The following is an 18,396-nucleotide window of genomic DNA, read 5'->3' on the forward strand; positions in this document are numbered from 1 at the left end:
AATCCCTCCTTATTTCTTTACTTTTGTCTTTAGTTCCATTATCGTATCACGAAGCGTAGCAGCTTGCTCAAAATCAAGGCGCTTAGCAGCAGAACGCATTTGCTCTGTTAATTCATCAAGCATCTTTGCTTGGGCCTCTTTATCCAGTTTTGCAAAATCTTTGTCAGTAAATTCAGCACTATTATCTGTTTCGGTTTCATCCGTTGCTTTCTTAGTAACAGTAATTGCTTCTTGAATTGGCTTAATGATTGTGTGCGGTATAATATGATGTTCTTCATTGTATTTCATCTGAATTGTTCGCCGTCGCTTTGTTTCATCCATTGCCTTTTGCATTGAATCAGTGATGGTATCAGCATACATAATCACTGCCCCATTTTCATTCCGGGCAGCTCGCCCAATCGTCTGAATAAGGGAACGTTCATTACGTAAAAAGCCTTCCTTATCGGCATCAAGAATAGCTACCAAAGATACTTCTGGAACATCTAACCCTTCCCGCAAGAGGTTAATTCCAATAAGGACATCAAATTTACCAAGTCGAAGATCCCGAATGATTTGCGTCCGTTCAAGAGTTTTAATATCACTATGAAGGTATTTGACCTTTAACCCCATATCCTTTAGATAATCCGTAAGGTCTTCGGACATCTTCTTTGTCAGGGTCGTAACAAAAACACGTTCATTTTTCTCAATACGTTTGTTTATTTCACCAACCAAGTCATCGATTTGCCCCATTACCGGGCGAACTTCGACTGTTGGGTCAAGCAACCCAGTCGGTCGAATAATTTGCTGAGCAACGTGGTCTGTTTGTTCCATTTCATATGGACCAGGGGTTGCAGACATATATACAACTTGATTAACATGTTTTTCAAATTCTGGTAATTTTAATGGTCGATTATCAAGAGCACTCGGTAAACGGAACCCATAATCAATTAACATTTGTTTCCGTGCACGATCTCCATTATACATTCCTCGTACTTGCGGCATAGTTTGGTGAGACTCATCAACAACTAATAAGAAATCTTTAGGGAAGAAGTCTAATAAGGTATAAGGAGGTTCACCAGGCTTTCGGCCATCCATATAACGCGAATAATTTTCAATTCCATTGGTGTAACCCATCTCTCGCATCATTTCAATATCATAAGTTGTTCGTTGCTGAATCCGCTCTGCTTCAAGAAGCTTTCCCTCATCAGTAAACTTCTTTACCTGTTTCTTCATGTCAGCTTCAATTTGTGGCAACGCCCGATCCATGACTTCTTCATTAGTCATAAAGTGCGTAGCTGGAAAGATAGATACACGATCCCGGTCGCCAATCACCTCGCCTGTCAATGCATCAACTTCACGAATCCGATCAATTTCATCCCCAAAGAATTCAATCCGCAATGCCCGTTCATCACGTGATGCAGGAAAGATTTCAACTACATCACCGCGAACACGGAAACGTCCCCGTTGAAAATCAATATCATTGCGATCAAATTGAATATTAACAAGGTCTGTCAACAATCGATCACGTTCAATTTCTTGACCAACGCGCAAAGAAAGAACACTATTTTGGTATTCACGAGGATCCCCTAATCCAAAAATACTAGAAACCGAGGCAACTACAATTACATCATTTCGTTCCAGTAAGGAAGTGGTGGCAGAGTGTCGAAGCTTATCAATTTCATCATTAATTGACGCATCTTTTTCAATATAGGTATCACTAGATGGAACATATGCTTCCGGTTGATAGTAGTCATAGTAGGAAACAAAATACTCAACTGCGTTATGAGGGAAAAATTTTTTCATTTCACCATAGAGTTGCCCAGCTAAAGTCTTATTATGGGAAAGAATCAAGGTGGGCTTATTAACGTTGGCAATTACATTTGAGATTGTAAATGTTTTTCCCGTTCCTGTTGCCCCTAATAAAATTTGAGCCTTTTCACCATCTTCAATTCCCTTGGTCAATTGATTAATTGCTTGCGGCTGATCGCCGGTTGGTTTGTACTCTGACACTAGTTCAAATTTTTTATCTGGTTGCCGGTAAATCAAAAGAAATTCCTCCCTTACGTCGCAGTCAAATAAAATAAAGTGGAATCGCAACTTCATAAATTACCGCATCCCACTTATCACTAACTATTTATTATTTACTGTTATTAGTTTATCACCCAAACATGTATTCGTCTATAAATTTACAGTAAAAAAGTGAGTAGAAAATAATCTCTTCAGCGAAACTATTTTCACCCACTTCTTCAAATAATTAATTTTATTTATCATTTAACTATGCCGAAAGTAACCAAAGTAAAATTGTAAGCCCGCGGCAACAACATTAATCCAATTTAAACAAATAAACCATGGAACAAGATTAGCATTATCAAAATGGGTTACTCCATAAAATACGGAAAAACCACCAATAATCGCAATAAGATTAAGCCAGGCACAGAGTCGCCGCATTACAATATCTCTTGGTCGACTCAATTCCCAGATAATATCAACGATTAACCATAATACTAAAATTGCAAATGTCCCTGCAAATAAACTTGGTGTCATCCTAGCCGCCTCCCTTTACCTTGTTAGCCTTACCTTCTACTTCTATTATAAGAAAGCGTTTGCAAAAATCAACTATTTGATAAAAGGGAAGTCTAAAATATAAATTATTGTTGAATAATTTGTGTAGTAATAATCGCTAATTGATTTTTCGCATTACTATCCGCATTATCTTTTAATAATTCAGGCAAAATCTTCTTAAGGAAATACTGGACACTGGTCATATCACGAAAATCCATAATTGCGGTCAAACTTGACTTATAGATATCCATATAAACAGGTTCAGGATTGCCTTTTTGAATTTCACCAAATGATTCATACATAAGATCGATCTTATCAGCAACCGCGAGAATTTTACCTTCTAAAGTATCATCCTTTCCTTCCGCAAATCTTCGTTCATAAGCCGCCCGGAACTCAGCCGGAATCTCAGATTGAATAAAATTTTCTGTTAGTGATTTATCAACCCGGGCTAACATTGAACGTAATTCAGGGGTAGCATACTTCACCGGCGTTTTGATATCACCAATAAAACGCTCTGTATAATCATGATTAAGGGCTTTTTCATATAAAGAACGCCAATTAATTTCATTTCCAGACTGTTCTTCAATATCACCAAGCATTTGTGCTGCTTGAGTTACTTTAAAAGAATGGGCAGCCACATTGTGTTCCTCAAATTTAAAATATCCTGGAGCACGGTTAATCATTTCAAGATCACTTAAACTTTTCAGATATTCATGCATTCCCATGGTAAATTCCTCCCCAAGAAATAATTAATTTGTACAATCATACAATTTTTTGGTGAAATTTCAAGAAAGAGGCTGGGAGAAAACTTTTGTTTTCTCTCAGCCTCAACTACTTTCACGAACATTAGCAAGATAACGTGGAATTATCGTCACCACAAGGCCCGAATCCAAGTATTGAACAACAACCAGCCCGTGCCGTGCTAATCATTATTCTTGCTTGACCCACAGCTCTGTCGAGAAGGTTATTTCTCCCTCTCCGCAGTTATTTTTATTCTTCAGCAAATTCTTGTAAAGCCTTTTCGAAATTAGCTAATTTTTCATTTGCTTTATCTAAGGTATCGGCACTTGTACCAATGTAGAATTTAAGCTTTGGTTCAGTTCCAGATGGACGAATAGCAATCCAAGTATCATCATCAAGAATGTAACGCAATACATTTGATTCTGGGATACCTAATTCACTTACTTTACCATCAGCTGTAGTTTTAGTCCCATTAGCGAAGTCTTCTGTAACTACTACTTGGTGACCAGCAAAATGAGTTGGCGCTTCTTCTCTGAACTTCTTCATTAAAGCCTTAATCTTAGCTGGACCATCAACACCAGCATAAGTATTAGCAATTGTCTTTTCACGGAAGTAACCATACTTCTTAAACAATTCTTGTAAGCCATCGTAAAGGGTCATATTACGACTACGGTAATAAGCAGCAACCTCAGCAAGTAACGTTAAGGATTGGATAGCATCCTTGTCCCGAACAAATGGCTTAATAAGGTAACCATAACTTTCTTCAAAGCCGAACATAAAGGTATGATCAGCTTTTCCAGTCTCATATTGATGAATTTGGTCAGCAATCCACTTGAAACCAGTTAAAACATTGATCATATCAACGCCGTAACTTTCTGCAATCTTAGCAGCGAAGTTAGTAGAAACAATTGATTTTACCGCAGCAGCATTCTTTGGTAAGGTTCCAGCTTGTTTATGCGCCTCGAGAATATAGGCAAGCATGATGGAAGCAATTTGATTACCAGTTAGCAATTGATATTCACCATCTGGTTGACGAACTGCACATCCAAGCCGGTCAGCATCAGGGTCCGTGGCGATCAATACGTCTGCACCAACCTTTTTGCCAAGAGCAATCGAACGAACAAAAGCCTCTGGGAATTCTGGATTAGGATGTTCCAAGCCAGGGAAGTCACCATTTGGTTGTGCTTCGGTTGGTTCCATTTCATAATTTGTAAAACCAGCTTGGCGTAATGCACGTTCACCAAGCATTCGGCCAGTTCCGCATAATGGGGTAAAGACAAACTTCATATCCTTACCGTATTCCTTAGCTAATTCGGGATTAACAGTTACACCCTTGGCATTAGCAAGGTATGCAGCATCGACATCTTCACCCATGATTGTTTCTAAACCATTGTCCAGCATTTCTTGTTCATCAGCTAAAGCAATATCAAAAATATCATCAATCTTACGGATATAACCTGTTATCATGTCAGATTCTTTAGGGGGCATCTGCCCACCATCCTCACCGTAAATCTTGTAACCATTGTATTCCTTAGGGTTATGACTAGCGGTAATCATGATCCCCGCATAAGTTCCCATGTGACGAACTGCAAATGACAATTCAGGCGTTGGGCGTAAATTATCATAGATGTAAACCCTAATCCCATGAGCACCTAATACCCGAGCAGCATCATGAGCAAATTTACGAGAGTTGTGACGAGAATCGTAACCAATAGCGACTCCCCGTTTTTTAATATCATCACCCAATGAATCCATTAAAGTTGCCAAACCTTCAGTTGCTTGCCGAACGGTGTAAACATTCATCCGGTTAATTCCTGGCCCCATTAATCCCCGCATTCCTGCAGTTCCAAATGATAGTGGACCGTAAAAGGCATCTTCAATTTCTTTATCGTCGCTCATTGCAGCTAATTCTTGCTTTAAGTCTGGTTCAAGATCTGTTCGTTCTTGCCAAACCTTATAAGTATCTTTCCAGCTCACAATAATGTCTCCTTTATGTCATACTCTGCTTTTTAGTATACCGCATAAAATGTTATCTGTCGCTTTTTACTTAAGTTTTTACTAAAGTTTTACCACGGCTTGGCATTTGAAATATGAGGTAAAATTTCTTGCTGTTTTTGCCGTTGGATTTGGCGTTGCTTAACACGTTGAGAATATGTTGCCATTAACATCTTTTGTTCTTCAGTTTCTGGAATTAATTTATTAAATGGCATTTGCTTTTCAGGATCAAGAATTACAAAAGTCATAAAACAATAAAAGCCGAGGAATCGTTCGCCGGTCATCAAGTGCTCACCAATTATCTTTGCAAACACTTCAATCGATCGCTTACCAAAGCCTGTCACATAAGCTTCCATACACATTGAATCTTGAAGGTCAAACGGTCGCAAAAATTGGATCTCATCCATTGCCGCTGTTGCAACCGTTGTTCGAGCTACTCGCATCGCTGCTACTGAGGCCTGTCCATCAATCAATTCCAAGATCCGTCCACCATATACTGTTCTATGTTCGTTTAAATCTAAATTACGAACCCGATGAATTGACACTGCTAAGGTATCACTGCATTTGATTGCATCCATTTAAAGTACCTCCTTAGTCATTACTATATTAAATTTTAGCAAATCATTAGCGGTCATTGTTAGATTTTTGAAATTCACTAACTAGGCCTAGATAATTGCTATTAATTCCTAACCATTTTTTCTTAATACCTCGTAAGGTACCATCCTTTGGAAGGGGGCTAAGAGCAAAAAAGGAGGCTAAGAGAAAATTTTTATTTTCTCTTAGCCTCAACTACTTTCACGAACATTAGCAGGAGAACGCGGAACTAACCCCATGTCGCCACAAGGCTCGAGCCTAAGTACGAACAATAATCAGCCCGTGCTGTCCTAATCTCCTGATCATCGTCCTAGCTTAGTCTGTTCCCCCACTCATTTTGTTAATCCATCGATTTAATATATTGGTAAACTTGTTGTCCAGCAATTGCACCATCACCAACAGCGGTTGCAACCTGTCGTAATGGTGTTTCACGAACATCTCCAATAGCAAAAATACCTGGTACTGATGTCTGCATTCGTTCATCCGTCTTTACCCAACCCTGATCATCAAGAATATCTAAGTTCTTAAAAGCAGCTGTCATTGGGAAATTACCAACATAAATGAAAACACCATCCGCAGCTATTTCACCATCTTCGCCGGTCTTATTATTATGGGTTTTAACCCCAGTTACTTTAATATCATCCCCAAGAATTTCAGTCACACTAGTGTTAAAAACAAACTCCATCTTATCATTATTCATTGCTTCTGCTTGAATAATTGGTTCAGCCCGAAGCTCATCACGACGAACAAGAACTGTTACCTTAGAAGCTAATTGAGTTAAGTAAACTCCCTCTTCAACGGCCGCATCACCACCACCGACAACAATAAGGTGCTTTCCTTTAAAGAAGGCGCCATCGCAAACTGCACAGTATGAAACACCACGGCCACCAAACTCTTCTTCACCGGGGACATTGAGGTGGCGTTGATCAGATCCAGTAGCAATCACAATCGCCTTAGCCATGTAAGTTTCATCCATATCAGTAGTAACTTTTTTTAAGTCACCATCAAGTTCTACTTTAGTTACTGTACCATAGGCATACTCTGCTCCAAATTGAGTTGCTCCATCATACATTTGCTGAGCAAGTTCGGGACCTTTAACACTCTTAAAGCCAGTATAATTTTCAATTTCAGCAGTATTATTCAAGTTTCCGCCATAAATTCCACGATCAAGCATTAGGACAGATAGGTTAGCACGAGATGCATACATAGCAGCAGTCATCCCTCCTGGACCAGCACCAATAATCACAACATCATATTGCTTACTTTCAGCCATTTCTCTCTTCCTCCTCGAATAATCTTTTGCTATTCATATCATACCGACTTTGACTCTTTTTGTCTATCATTTTGCTTACTTTTTACTAGTAAAGTATTTATTAAATGGGCATCATAACAAGTAACATATCCTTTACAAATAAAAATAAACTCTCAAGATTCGTTATAGGGATCTTGAAAGTTTATTTTTGTTAAAAGACTAATACTAGCCCTTACTTCTTAGAATTATTTTGCTTATCTTCGGCACTAAGCTTTGCACCTAATTCCTTAATGTATTCACGCAATTCATCTTTAACTTGTGGGTGTTCCAAACCATATTCAATGTTCGTCTTAACCCAGCCAAACTTATTACCAACGTCGTAACGGTCACCCTTGTATTCACGAGCAAATACCCGTTGTGTTTGGTTCAAAGTATCAATCGCATCCGTTAATTGAATTTCGCCGCCTTTACCTGGCTTAGTCTTTGCTAATACATCAAAGATTTCTGGAGTAAAGACATAGCGACCAATAATTGCTAAATCGCTTGGTGCATCTTTTGGAGCTGGTTTTTCAACGAAGCTAGTTACGTTATAAAGGCCTGGCGTAACTTCCTTGCTAGGGTTAATCACACCATACTTTGCCGTATCTTCATGAGGAACCCGCATAACAGCAAGAGTTGATGCGCCGGTTTGGTTATAACTTTCAATTAATTGCTTCGTTAAAGCTTCATTCTTGTTGTTAATGTTATTAAGGTCATCCCCAAGCATAACAACAAACGGTTCATCCCCGATAAAGTCACGCGCAGTTAAAACAGCGTCCCCTAAACCACGTGGGTGAGATTGACGAATGAAGTAAATATTAACATCAGTTGTTTCTTCAACCATCTTTAACATCTCGTCCTTGTGCTTTGAACGAAGATTATCTTCCAACTCTGGATTAGAGTCAAAATGGTCTTCAATAGACCGTTTATTCTTTCCGTCAACAACAACAATATCTTCAATTCCTGATTTGCGCGCTTCTTCAACGATAAATTGAATTGTTGGCTTATCAACAATTGGTAACATTTCCTTTGCCAATGCCTTTGTTGCAGGAAGAAAACGAGTTCCTAAACCAGCAGCAGGAATAATGGCTTTTCTAACACGTTTCATATTTGTAAAACCCTTTCCATGTTTCCATTTCTCTCAATATCCATCCTTTAGCATTTTACCATATTTATTCGTTTTCTGAAGTAAGATCTCGGTTCATTAACTGAGAAATTGCAGATTTGATATCTTCGCCTTCATACAAAACATGGTAAAGGGCTTCGGTAATTGGCATCTGTACTTGACGCTTGCGACTTAATTCGTAAGCTGCTTTGGTAGTATAAACCCCCTCGATAACCATTCCCATATTATCAATTACATCTTGAAGCTTTTTCCCTTGCCCCAATTGATAACCAGCACGCCAATTTCGAGAATTTTTACTGGTAGCAGTAACAACCAGGTCACCAACGCCAGAGAGACCAATAAAGGTCATCGGGTTAGCACCAAATGCAACCCCCAAACGACGAATCTCTGCAAGGCCACGCGTAATTAGGGCAGCTCGGGCATTATCATGATAACCGAGTCCTTGGATAGCACCAGCCCCAATTGCAATAATATTCTTCAAAGCAGCCCCAAATTCCGCACCAATCACATCATCATTAGTGTAAACCCGGAAATACGAATTGCTAAATAGTTTCTGTGCCTTCTTTGCACTGGCCAAATCCTCACATGCAGCGGTTACAGCTGTCATATCTTTAATCGCCACATCTTCAGCATGACTTGGACCTGATAAAACAACAATTGCCTGACGATTTTCAGGAGAAATATCTTCGCTAAGCATTTCTGATGGCCGCTTATAAGTATTTTGTTCTAATCCTTTCGTCGCGTGGATAATTAACGGCTTTTGGTGTAATTCTGTCAAAATGGAATTTAATTTCTTAGCCACTTCCCGCAAACCCTTTGTTGGAATTACAATCAGTACCACACTAGCTCCCTTAACAGCCTCTTTCATGTCTGTTGTAGCTGTTAATTTATTAGAATAAACAAAATCTTTCATATAGCGAGGATTGGTATGTTCAGTATTTAATTGCTTAACTTGTTCCTCATTACGAGACCATAATGTAACATCGTGGCCATTTTCTGTAAGCATGTTTGCTAAAACACTGCCCCACGAACCAGCACCTAAAACAGCAATTTTTTCTGCCATAATTCTTTCTCCTTATCCAATTAAATTAATCTTTATTTACCCCGTTATCATACCACGGAATTTTTTTATGACGTCGAATTATTAGTATCACTAATGCACTAACAAAAAATACTACCGAAAGTAACTGTGAAATACGAATGTCGCCAAGCATTAAACTATCGGTCCGCATTCCTTCAATAAAAAATCGTCCAAACGCATACCACATCACATAGGTTAAGAAAATTTCACCGCGGCGAAATAAGTGTTGTCGATGACGAAGTAACACTAACAATGCAAAGCCAGTTAAATCCCATAATGACTCATATAAGAATGTTGGAATTCGATAGTGCCCGCCAATATACATTTGGTTTATTATCCAATTTGGAATATGCTGAGCTACTAAATGCGCCCGAGTAGTCATATCTCCAAATGCTTCTTGGTTCATAAAGTTACCCCAACGACCAATTCCTTGAGCCATGATAAGCGTTGGAGCAATAATATCCATCATCAACCAACTAGATAAATGACGATAATGGCAAAAGACAAGTAAAACAATAAAACCACCTAAAATTGCTCCATATATCGCAATTCCACCATCCCAGATCGCAATAATCTCACTCGGATGCTGAGAATAGTAGCGCCACTGAAACACTACATAGTAAATTCGGGCGCAAATTATCGCAATCGGGAGCGCCCATAGAAGATAATCATAAAAATCATCTTCAGAAATCCCTTGTCTCTTTCCTTCGCGAACCGCTAATAAAAGAGCAAGTACCACTCCGCTAGCAATAATTATGCCATACCAATGGATAGTAAATGGACCTCCTTGGAATGCAATTGGGTTTAAGGCCGCTTTTATTCCTTGATTAGCCATCTAGTTTGCCGACCCCTTGTTAGTTTTACGATCACGTTCTGAATTTTGCTTAATTAATTGATTAAGGTTTCGATCAAATGTTTCCGTAGCATCATACCCCATTGTCTCAGCCCGATAATTCATTGCGGCTGATTCAATAATAATCGCTAAATTACGACCAGTTTTAACCGGCACAGAAACTTTAGGGACAATAACCCCTTGAATTGTTTGGGTATCTCCGCGGTCACCAAGTCGGTCAAACTGTACATCGGGCGTCCAGGTTTCGAGATGAACAATCAAATTAATTTGATCGGAAGGCATAATTGCCCCTGTACCATAAAGCGTAGAGACATCAATAATTCCAATCCCACGAATTTCCATTAAGTGTTTTAAAATTTGTGGTGCGGTTCCGACCAAGGTCTGTTCATCACGGGCGTACACTTCTACTCGATCATCAGCAATCAACCGATGCCCTCGCCGAACAAGTTCTAGAGCTGTTTCACTCTTACCAACTCCCGAATCTCCAGTAATCAACACACCAACCCCACTTATATCAACTAATACACCATGGAGAGATTTTCGTGGTGCCAAACGTTCAAGTAAATAAGAGGTCATGTTACTTAAAATTTGTGAAGAGGTTAAGTGCGTTCCCAAAATTGGAATTTTCGCATCTTCTGCCGCCTTCTTTAGCTCCTTCGGAATCGGCAAATTAGTTGATATAACAAAGCATGGTGTTTGCGGCATACACATTTTTGTCATGTATTCCTCACGTTGCTCATGAGTTAAATCTTTAGCAAACGAGGTTTCAGTAATTCCTAATAGCTGAATCCGTGCTGCAGGATAATGCTTGAAATATCCTGCAAATTCAAGTGCTGGCCGTGAAATATCACTAGTTGTTATTTTACGTTGGAGGTAATCCCCTCCTTGTAAGACTTTTAACCGTACCTTATCAACTAATTCATGCACCGTTACATTGTTGGGCATTTTTCTCCACTCCTTTACAATCTATCCTCGTGACTTGTGATAACTGCATTGAAAATTGCCATGATAATCGCAATCAACATCGCGGCGCCAAATGATGAAAAATGAAAGTTTGCCGATCCGACAAGCATTGATGTTAGTTGTAACATTATCCCATTAATTACAACACTAAAAAGGCCAAGGGTTAAGATATTGATTGGTAACGATAAGATTACAAGAATTGGCTTAATCGCAACGTTTAAAATTGCCAAAACAAAACTTGCCAATGGTGCAATCCAAGCGCTTGTGATATAAAACATCCCTGTTCCGGCAAATAAACCAGCAAGGGCAATAAAAAGGATTGTATCAATCAATACTCGTTTCCAAAATTCCATCATGATCTTCCATTTCTTTTAATGTCTTTCTCCTCGACATTCGTTAATGTACGTCGAGAACGTTGATGAGGCTGTTGAGATGTTCTTTGCGATTCACCGAAGGACTTCAATAATCCTAGTAAATCGGGCTTTTGTGGATCAGCAGGCATTATTATTATCAAAATAATGTAAATAATAATGCCCGGAACAAAACCAGTAAAAATAGTCAGTAAGATATATAAAATCCGCAAAATATTCGGTTGAATTTTAAAATATTGGCCAATTCCGCCAAATACTCCTGCAATCATCCGATCTGATCCTGAGCGAGTTAACCTTTTATGCTGACTTTCGCGCACATTACTCACTTCCTTTCAAGCTAAATTAATTATTGGGGATTCTTTTGACTAAGTTTCCATTGTAAAAAGGCATCAATAAATGGATCAAGATCCCCATCCATTACGGCTTGTCCATTATGAGTTTCATAGCCTGTTCGATTATCCTTAACCAGGGTATAAGGATGAAAAACGTATGACCGAATTTGCGAACCCCAACCAATATCAAGTTGTTCACCCTCAATTTCAGCCCGTTGTTTAGCTTTCTTCTCTTCTTCTAGCTCATACAATTTTGATTTTAACATATTCATTGCGGTCACTCGGTTTTGAAGTTGGGATCGTTCAGCTTGCGAAGACGTTACAATCCCCGTCGGAATATGAGTAATTCGAACGGCAGATTCCGTTTTATTAATATGCTGACCACCAGCTCCACTAGACCGGAAAGTATCAATTCGTAAATCTGATGGGTCAATATTAACTTCAACGCTATCGTCTAACTCTGGCATTACATCAACCGAAGCGAATGATGTATGCCGCCGACCTGCCGCATCAAATGGAGAAATTCGTACAAGCCGGTGGACTCCTTTTTCACTACGAAGATAGCCAAACGCATTATGCCCTTTAAATAACAACGTAACACTTTTAATTCCTGCTTCATCACCGGCTTCATAGCTCGCTGTTTCTACAGTAAAACCATGCTGTTCACCCCAACGAACATACATCCTTAGAAGCATTTCACCCCAATCCTGAGCTTCAGTTCCACCCGCTCCTGGATGAATTTCTAAGATCGCATTTTTAGCGTCATATTCTCCATCAAGAAGCTGTGTCAACCGGTACTGTTCTAAGGCCTTTTGCGTTTTTGTAAATGCTGTTTCAAAATCACTTTGTAAATCATTGTCCGGTTCCTCCGTGAGCAATTCAATTGATGTTTCAAGATCGCTAATTCGATCACGTAAATTTACAAAAGTATCCCGTTTTTCTTTTAAAACATTATTTTCTGCAATAACTTTCTGTGCCTGCTCGTTATCATTCCAAAAGTCTGGTTGCGCCATTTCTTGTTCAATTTCTGCAATACGCTCATCTAGTGCATCGAGGTCAAAGAGACCTCCCGAAGTGCGTAACTTCTTTTTGCATCGATTCTACTTGTCTTTTTGCTTCACTTAATTCCACCATCAAGCCTCCGTTATACAACAATACGGCAGCGGTACCGCCATGGGTTACCTTACTGCCGTACCTAGTAGTAATTAACAATTAATTAACGTGTTACGTTTTGCCGAATTTCTGACTTCATGAAGAGTCGAGTAGTTTCATACTCAATATCAGCAATCATTTGTTCAAACATATGATAACCAGCTGTTTGATATTCAACTAATGGATTCAACTGCCCATATCCACGCAATCCAACGGACTGCCGGAATTGGTCCATGATGTCAATGTGATCAGTCCAGTGTGAGTCAACCACCCGCAAAATAACAACCTTTTCAAATTCAAGCATCTGTGCTGGATCATAAAGCTGCTTTTGCTTTTCTTTATAAACTTCCTGGGCAAATGTCATCAAGTAATCTACCATTTCTTGAGGTGATTTACCTTCCAGATCCTTAACCGTAATGGTATCAGGTTTGATTAAGACTTCCTCTGCAAAGTCAACAATTCCTTGTAAATCCCAATCTTTTTTGTCCCCAAGAGTATGTTGATCAACCTCACGCTGAATTGTTCGCCTAAACATTGGCATAAGAACCCACTTCAACGACTTATCCTCAGTGATAATTTGCTGCCGTTCTTTATAGATGATTTCACGCTGTTCACGCATTACATCATCATATTGAAGAACATTCTTCCGGGAGTCATAGTTGTTACCTTCGACCCGCTTTTGGGCTGATTCAACTTGGTGTGTTAAGAAACGACTTCTAATCACAGCATCTTCGTCATTAACTTTCATCCGGTCTAAGAAGGCCTTGATCCGGTCACCACCAAATCGCTTCATCAAATCATCTTCAAGGGATAAGTAAAATTGTGATAAACCAGGATCTCCTTGCCGTCCAGAACGTCCACGAAGCTGATTATCAATCCGCCGAGATTCATGTCGCTCAGTCCCAATAACTGCAAGCCCACCAATTTCACGCACTCCAGGGCCTAACTTAATATCGGTTCCCCGTCCAGCCATGTTGGTAGCAATCGTTACTGCACCTTTTTGACCAGCATTTTTAACAATTTCCGCTTCCTTTGCGTGATTCTTCGCGTTTAAAACAACATGTGGGATATTTTCTTTATCAAGAAGTTGCGACAAATATTCAGAAGTTTCAACGGCAACAGTCCCCACTAAAATTGGTTGTCCTTTGGCATGAAGTTTCTTAATCCGATCTACAACAGCCGCAAACTTACTTTGTAATGTTGGGTAAAGTAAGTCCGGCTCATCTTTTCGCTGAACAGGGCGGTTAGTCGGAATAGTGATCGTCTCCATGTTATAAATTTCACGAAACTCTTCTTGTTCAGTTTTAGCCGTACCAGTCATTCCCGCAAGTTTATTATACATTCGGAATAGGTTCTGGTATGTAATGTTAGCCATTGTCTTGTTTTCTTCTTGAATCTCGACACCTTCTTTAGCTTCAATAGCTTGGTGAAGGCCATCTGAGAACCGCCGACCTTCCATTACCCGTCCGGTAAAGGAATCCACAATTAATACTTCCCCATCTTGGACCACGTAATCCTTATCTAAAAGCATGATATAGTTCGCACGCAAAGCCTGATCTAAATGGTGCGTTAACGCTGTATTTTCCGGATCATATAGATTCCTTAAGTTAAAGTATTTTTCAGCTTTTTTAATTCCTTCATCAGTTAATGAAACTGTCTTTGATTCAAGGTCAATCTTGTAATCAACATCTTTCTTCAGTTGCTTAACAAACCGGTCAGTCTGTTTATATAACTTCGAAGTTCCAGTTCCCGGTCCTGAAATGATTAATGGTGTCCGTGCTTCATCAATTAAGATGGAATCCACCTCATCGACCAAAGCATAGTTTAACCCACGTTGAACTTGGTCTTCTTTGTACACCGCCATGTTATCACGAAGGTAGTCAAATCCAATTTCACTATTAGTAGAATACATAATGTCGGCTTTATATGCTTCTCGTTTTTGATCAGGGCTCATTTCTGAGTTGTTAACACCAACAGAACAGCCAAGCCAATTATAAAGCTGCCCCATTTCGGTAGCATCACGTTTTGACAAGTATTCATTAACTGTAATAACGTGAACCCCTTTCCCAGAGATCGCGTTAAGGTACACAGGCATGGTTGCAGTTAATGTCTTACCTTCACCAGTCCGCATTTCTGCAATATTACCTTCGTGAAGCACAATTCCACCCATGATTTGAACATGGAAAGGATATAGCCCTAGGACCCGCTTAGCACCTTCACGAGAAACCGCGAATGCTTCTGGTAACATATGGTCCAAGGATTCCCCTTTTTTATAACGTTCCCGAAATTCATCAGTTTTTGCCTGAAGTTGTTCATCAGTCAATTCAGACATCTGTTTAGCATAACTCTCTACTTTATTTGCTATTTTGTTAATTCGCCGTAATTCACGACGATCGCTTTCTATCCATTTTTTTAGAATATTGGCCATAAAAGCGTCCTTCCTACTTTCTGGCTTAAGTCCAAAATCAATAAAAAAGTACTACTCAAGCCAATTATATTTTTTACTCTAACCATAATATTTTACCACGTTCATGGTATAAATAAAAATTATTAATATGGATATTACAAGGTGGTCATAAGTTATATGAAATAAAAAGCGCCAATGATCTCTCATCCGCGCTCTCCATATTGGCATCGACTATTCAGCTTCAATCAAGCCATAACGACCATCATTACGGCGATAAACAATGCTTGTACCATTAGTTTCAGCATCTTGGAAGATAAAGAAATTGTGTCCAAGCATGTCCATTTGAAGGACCGCTTCTTCAGGGTCCATTGGCTTTAATGAAACTTGCTTTGTCCGTACAATCTTTAATTCATCATCTTTTTCCTCTACACCATCATTGTCAGATGGGATGAATTCAAGGTTCTTTAAGCCCTTTTCCCGTGATTTACGGTTAACCTTCGTCTTGTACTTCCGGATTTGCCGTTCAAGCTTATCTGTAACTAAATCAATACTTGCATACATGTCATTAGAAGTCTCTTCTGCCCGCAACGTTAGGTATGGAAGTGGAATTGTTACTTCAACCTTGTACGTCCGGTCTGGATAAACTTTTAAGTTCACGTGGGCGGTAGCTTCAACACTATCTTCAAAGAACTTTTGAAGCTTACTGATTCGCTTTACAACATAATCACGAATTGATTCAGTAACTTCGACATTTTCACCACGAATATTGAACTTTAACATTGTACATCTCTCCTTTCAGCCAAGCAATTGCTTGATCTGATATCAGAAGGACCACTCTTCTCATATCCTGTTTTTATTATAGATTAGTTTGGGTTAATTAACAAACGTTATTAACATATCTTAAGAAGAATTTAACGTGCTAAGGAAACGCTACCAATCTCTTTACAGCCAGCTTGTTTAAATAGCACGGCTGCATGATATAGCGTCCTACCTGTAGTATAAACATCATCAACTAAAAGGACCCTTTTATTAATTACTTTTTCTGGAGATATAAGTATAAATGGTTGCTTAGTTGTAAGTCGCTCTTCCTTTGTCTTACTCGATTGCGCTACTTTTGAACTAGTCTTAGTTCGTAAGAGCGGTTGATAAGGTACTTCCCATAATAAGCCAATAACTTGATTAAAACCTCGTGTTTGCATCGTTCCAAGCGTTACTGGAATTGGGACAATTAAGTCTGCTTCTTGTTCATTAACCACTTTACTAAATTCGTACTGAAATACCATTCGTAAACGATAATCCCCGTTAAATTTATAACGTTGCATGTACTCTTTCATCGCCTCGTTATACCGATATAAGCCCCGCTGATGCAAGTTCCAGCCATAAAATTTTCGCCAAGTCTGACAATCTGAACATAAAAGGCTATTTTTAATAGTATTTTCTTTACCACATCCGGCACACCCCCTATTATCCCAATACACGAAGCCTTCCTTACATTTAGCGCAGATTACTGGCATAATAATTTCTCGAAAGCTAAAAATATCTTTCAAAGTTAGTTGAAAAGACATTTTCTTATTGCAAAGGAGACAGTCCATCGATCAACCTCTTTCCTTTTTGGTTCAAATATTTTACCTGGGAAACAGCCTGACTAACTTGTCGACAGTTACAGTTAATCCAGAAAATAACTCGTCCAGTTGGTCGACTTCGCGCGCGGCCAGCACGACCGGCAATTTGTACTAACGCTGATGAAGAAAAAACTGGATCATCGGCCCCTAAAACATAGACATCAATTTCTGGAAAAGTAACTCCCCGTTCAAGAATAGAAGTCGTGACTAAAAAGTCATAATCACTATCACGCATTTTTTGTACCTTTTCTAACCGCTGCGGATCACTTGCATGAACAGTAGCAAAGTGGAAAGTTGTAAAAAAATGCTGTAATGCAGCTTTGACTAATGCTAAATCAGCAATATGAGGAACAAATAACAAAAAGCGGTGGCCTTCTTTTAGCGTTTTCTGCAACTGTTGAATAACTTGCAGGGGTAATTGCTGGCGTTCTAATCGTCGCCGCCATCCAAAAGCTAGTCTAACTTTTATTTCTGGCAGTAAATGCCCATGATAACGAAGAGGTAAATAATTAACAATCAATCGTTTATTTTTGATTTCTCGGAGCAAAGTATCTCCTGGAGTCGCGGTTAAATATAGACATCCTCCATTCTTTTTTATTGCTTGCTTTGTTGCATATAATAACGAAGCATTAGCAGCGTACGGAAAGGCATCTACTTCATCAATAATTAAATTATCAAAAGCATGATAGAAACGAAGTAATTGATGAGTTGTACAAATAGTCAATTGGGCATAATGATAAGGTAATTCTTGTCGACCATGTAAAAGAGCAATATCACAATTAGCAAAAGCAGCTTTTAAACGGGGAAATAATTCTAAACAGACGTCTACTCGCGGAGAAGCTATTCCAATTCTTTCACCACGCTTAATTGCTGCCGTGATTCCTTCAAACATCATCTCAGTCTTTCCGGCACCCGTTACAGCCCATAACAATTGCTGAACATGGTCAGCCATACCCTGGGCAATTTTTTCTGAAGCTTGTTGCTGAAGAGACGATAATTTTCCTTTCCATGTCAACACCGGTTCGGTAACCGTAAATTGATTTGGCTCTGGAACATGATAAAATTTATTTAACGTTGAGACGCGCCCAAGATTAATACAATGTGGACAATAAAACTCTCCTTGTGGCAAGGCGCCCATCGATTTTTCTGTAACATGATTGCAGCGATAGCACCTAATATTAGTAGTGCCAATCTTAATCGTTGGCAATTTTTGGATCCCTGATTGTATCACCTTATGACGCGGAACTAAGACTCGTCGCCCATAATAATTGTCTAAATCCATTATTTACCTCCTACTTTATATATACGTAAATTAATTAAAATCGCA

General features: G+C 39.1%; 17 protein-coding genes. All 17 read right to left on the reverse strand.

Features of this window, described 5'->3' with window-relative positions; all coding sequences use genetic code 11:
• Nucleotides 1-9 precede the first annotated feature (9 nt).
• The gene (gene uvrB, locus H5R88_RS03140) at nt 10-2,025 is read right to left on the reverse strand and encodes an excinuclease ABC subunit UvrB (protein ID WP_182600208.1); all 2,016 of its coding nucleotides are present in this window, start codon (nt 2,023-2,025) and stop codon (nt 10-12) included.
• Nucleotides 2,026-2,250: 225 nt separating this feature from the next.
• The gene (locus tag H5R88_RS03145; protein ID WP_003666419.1) at nt 2,251-2,523 is read right to left on the reverse strand and encodes a hypothetical protein; all 273 of its coding nucleotides are present in this window, start codon (nt 2,521-2,523) and stop codon (nt 2,251-2,253) included.
• A 104-nt stretch (nt 2,524-2,627) separates the two neighbouring features.
• Nucleotides 2,628-3,266, reverse strand: a complete 639-nt coding sequence (locus H5R88_RS03150; protein ID WP_182577949.1) for a YfbR-like 5'-deoxynucleotidase — start codon at nt 3,264-3,266, stop codon at nt 2,628-2,630.
• Nucleotides 3,267-3,531: 265 nt separating this feature from the next.
• A complete protein-coding gene (locus H5R88_RS03155; protein ID WP_182600209.1) occupies nt 3,532-5,259 on the reverse strand; it encodes a phospho-sugar mutase in 1,728 nt (575 codons plus the stop codon).
• 89 nt (nt 5,260-5,348) lie between these two features.
• Nucleotides 5,349-5,855: an acyl-CoA thioesterase gene (locus H5R88_RS03160; RefSeq protein WP_182600210.1), complete on the reverse strand. Its 507-nt coding sequence runs from the start codon at nt 5,853-5,855 to the stop codon at nt 5,349-5,351.
• A 356-nt stretch (nt 5,856-6,211) separates the two neighbouring features.
• Nucleotides 6,212-7,144 carry a thioredoxin-disulfide reductase gene (gene trxB / locus H5R88_RS03165; protein ID WP_182600211.1) on the reverse strand — a complete coding sequence of 311 codons (933 nt, stop codon included), beginning with the start codon at nt 7,142-7,144 and terminating at the stop codon, nt 6,212-6,214.
• A 211-nt stretch (nt 7,145-7,355) separates the two neighbouring features.
• Entirely contained in the window at nt 7,356-8,270 is a 915-nt protein-coding gene (gene galU, locus H5R88_RS03170) for a UTP--glucose-1-phosphate uridylyltransferase GalU (RefSeq protein ID WP_182577945.1), read from the reverse strand.
• A gap of 64 nt (nt 8,271-8,334) precedes the next feature.
• The gene (locus H5R88_RS03175) at nt 8,335-9,351 is read right to left on the reverse strand and encodes an NAD(P)H-dependent glycerol-3-phosphate dehydrogenase (protein ID WP_182577944.1); all 1,017 of its coding nucleotides are present in this window, start codon (nt 9,349-9,351) and stop codon (nt 8,335-8,337) included.
• Between the two features lie 25 nt (nt 9,352-9,376).
• Complete coding sequence (gene lgt, locus H5R88_RS03180; RefSeq protein WP_182600213.1) at nt 9,377-10,204, reverse strand: prolipoprotein diacylglyceryl transferase; 828 nt, start codon at nt 10,202-10,204, stop codon at nt 9,377-9,379.
• Nucleotides 10,205-11,167 (reverse strand): HPr(Ser) kinase/phosphatase, encoded by a 963-nt coding sequence (hprK, locus tag H5R88_RS03185; RefSeq protein ID WP_182577942.1) that lies wholly within the window; start codon nt 11,165-11,167, stop codon nt 10,205-10,207.
• Between the two features lie 14 nt (nt 11,168-11,181).
• Nucleotides 11,182-11,538, reverse strand: a complete 357-nt coding sequence (locus tag H5R88_RS03190; protein ID WP_182578108.1) for a phage holin family protein — start codon at nt 11,536-11,538, stop codon at nt 11,182-11,184.
• Entirely contained in the window at nt 11,538-11,873 is a 336-nt protein-coding gene (locus H5R88_RS03195; RefSeq protein ID WP_182577941.1) for a PspC domain-containing protein, read from the reverse strand. Before H5R88_RS03195 ends, H5R88_RS03190 begins: the two co-directional genes overlap by 1 nt.
• Before the next feature lie 29 nt (nt 11,874-11,902).
• Nucleotides 11,903-13,019, reverse strand: a protein-coding gene (prfB, locus tag H5R88_RS03200) for a peptide chain release factor 2 (RefSeq protein ID WP_372457368.1) whose coding sequence is annotated in 2 segments (ribosomal slippage) — nt 11,903-12,946 and nt 12,948-13,019 — 1,116 coding nt in all. Because the reading frame shifts where the segments join, the coding sequence is not laid out codon by codon here.
• A gap of 85 nt (nt 13,020-13,104) precedes the next feature.
• Nucleotides 13,105-15,468, reverse strand: coding sequence for a preprotein translocase subunit SecA (gene secA / locus H5R88_RS03205; RefSeq protein WP_182577939.1), 2,364 nt, complete (start codon nt 15,466-15,468; stop codon nt 13,105-13,107).
• A gap of 210 nt (nt 15,469-15,678) precedes the next feature.
• On the reverse strand, nt 15,679-16,227 hold the full coding sequence (hpf, locus tag H5R88_RS03210) for a ribosome hibernation-promoting factor, HPF/YfiA family (RefSeq protein ID WP_182577938.1): 549 nt from the start codon (nt 16,225-16,227) through the stop codon (nt 15,679-15,681).
• A 131-nt stretch (nt 16,228-16,358) separates the two neighbouring features.
• Complete coding sequence (locus H5R88_RS03215; RefSeq protein ID WP_182600215.1) at nt 16,359-17,039, reverse strand: ComF family protein; 681 nt, start codon at nt 17,037-17,039, stop codon at nt 16,359-16,361.
• Nucleotides 17,017-18,351 carry an ATP-dependent helicase ComFA gene (locus H5R88_RS03220; RefSeq protein WP_182600216.1) on the reverse strand — a complete coding sequence of 445 codons (1,335 nt, stop codon included), beginning with the start codon at nt 18,349-18,351 and terminating at the stop codon, nt 17,017-17,019. The genes H5R88_RS03215 and H5R88_RS03220 overlap by 23 nt, the downstream gene beginning before the upstream one ends.
• Nucleotides 18,352-18,396: the final 45 nt, after the last annotated feature.

Source organism: Limosilactobacillus agrestis (genome assembly GCF_014145585.1).
GTDB classification, from domain to species: domain Bacteria; phylum Bacillota; class Bacilli; order Lactobacillales; family Lactobacillaceae; genus Limosilactobacillus; species Limosilactobacillus agrestis.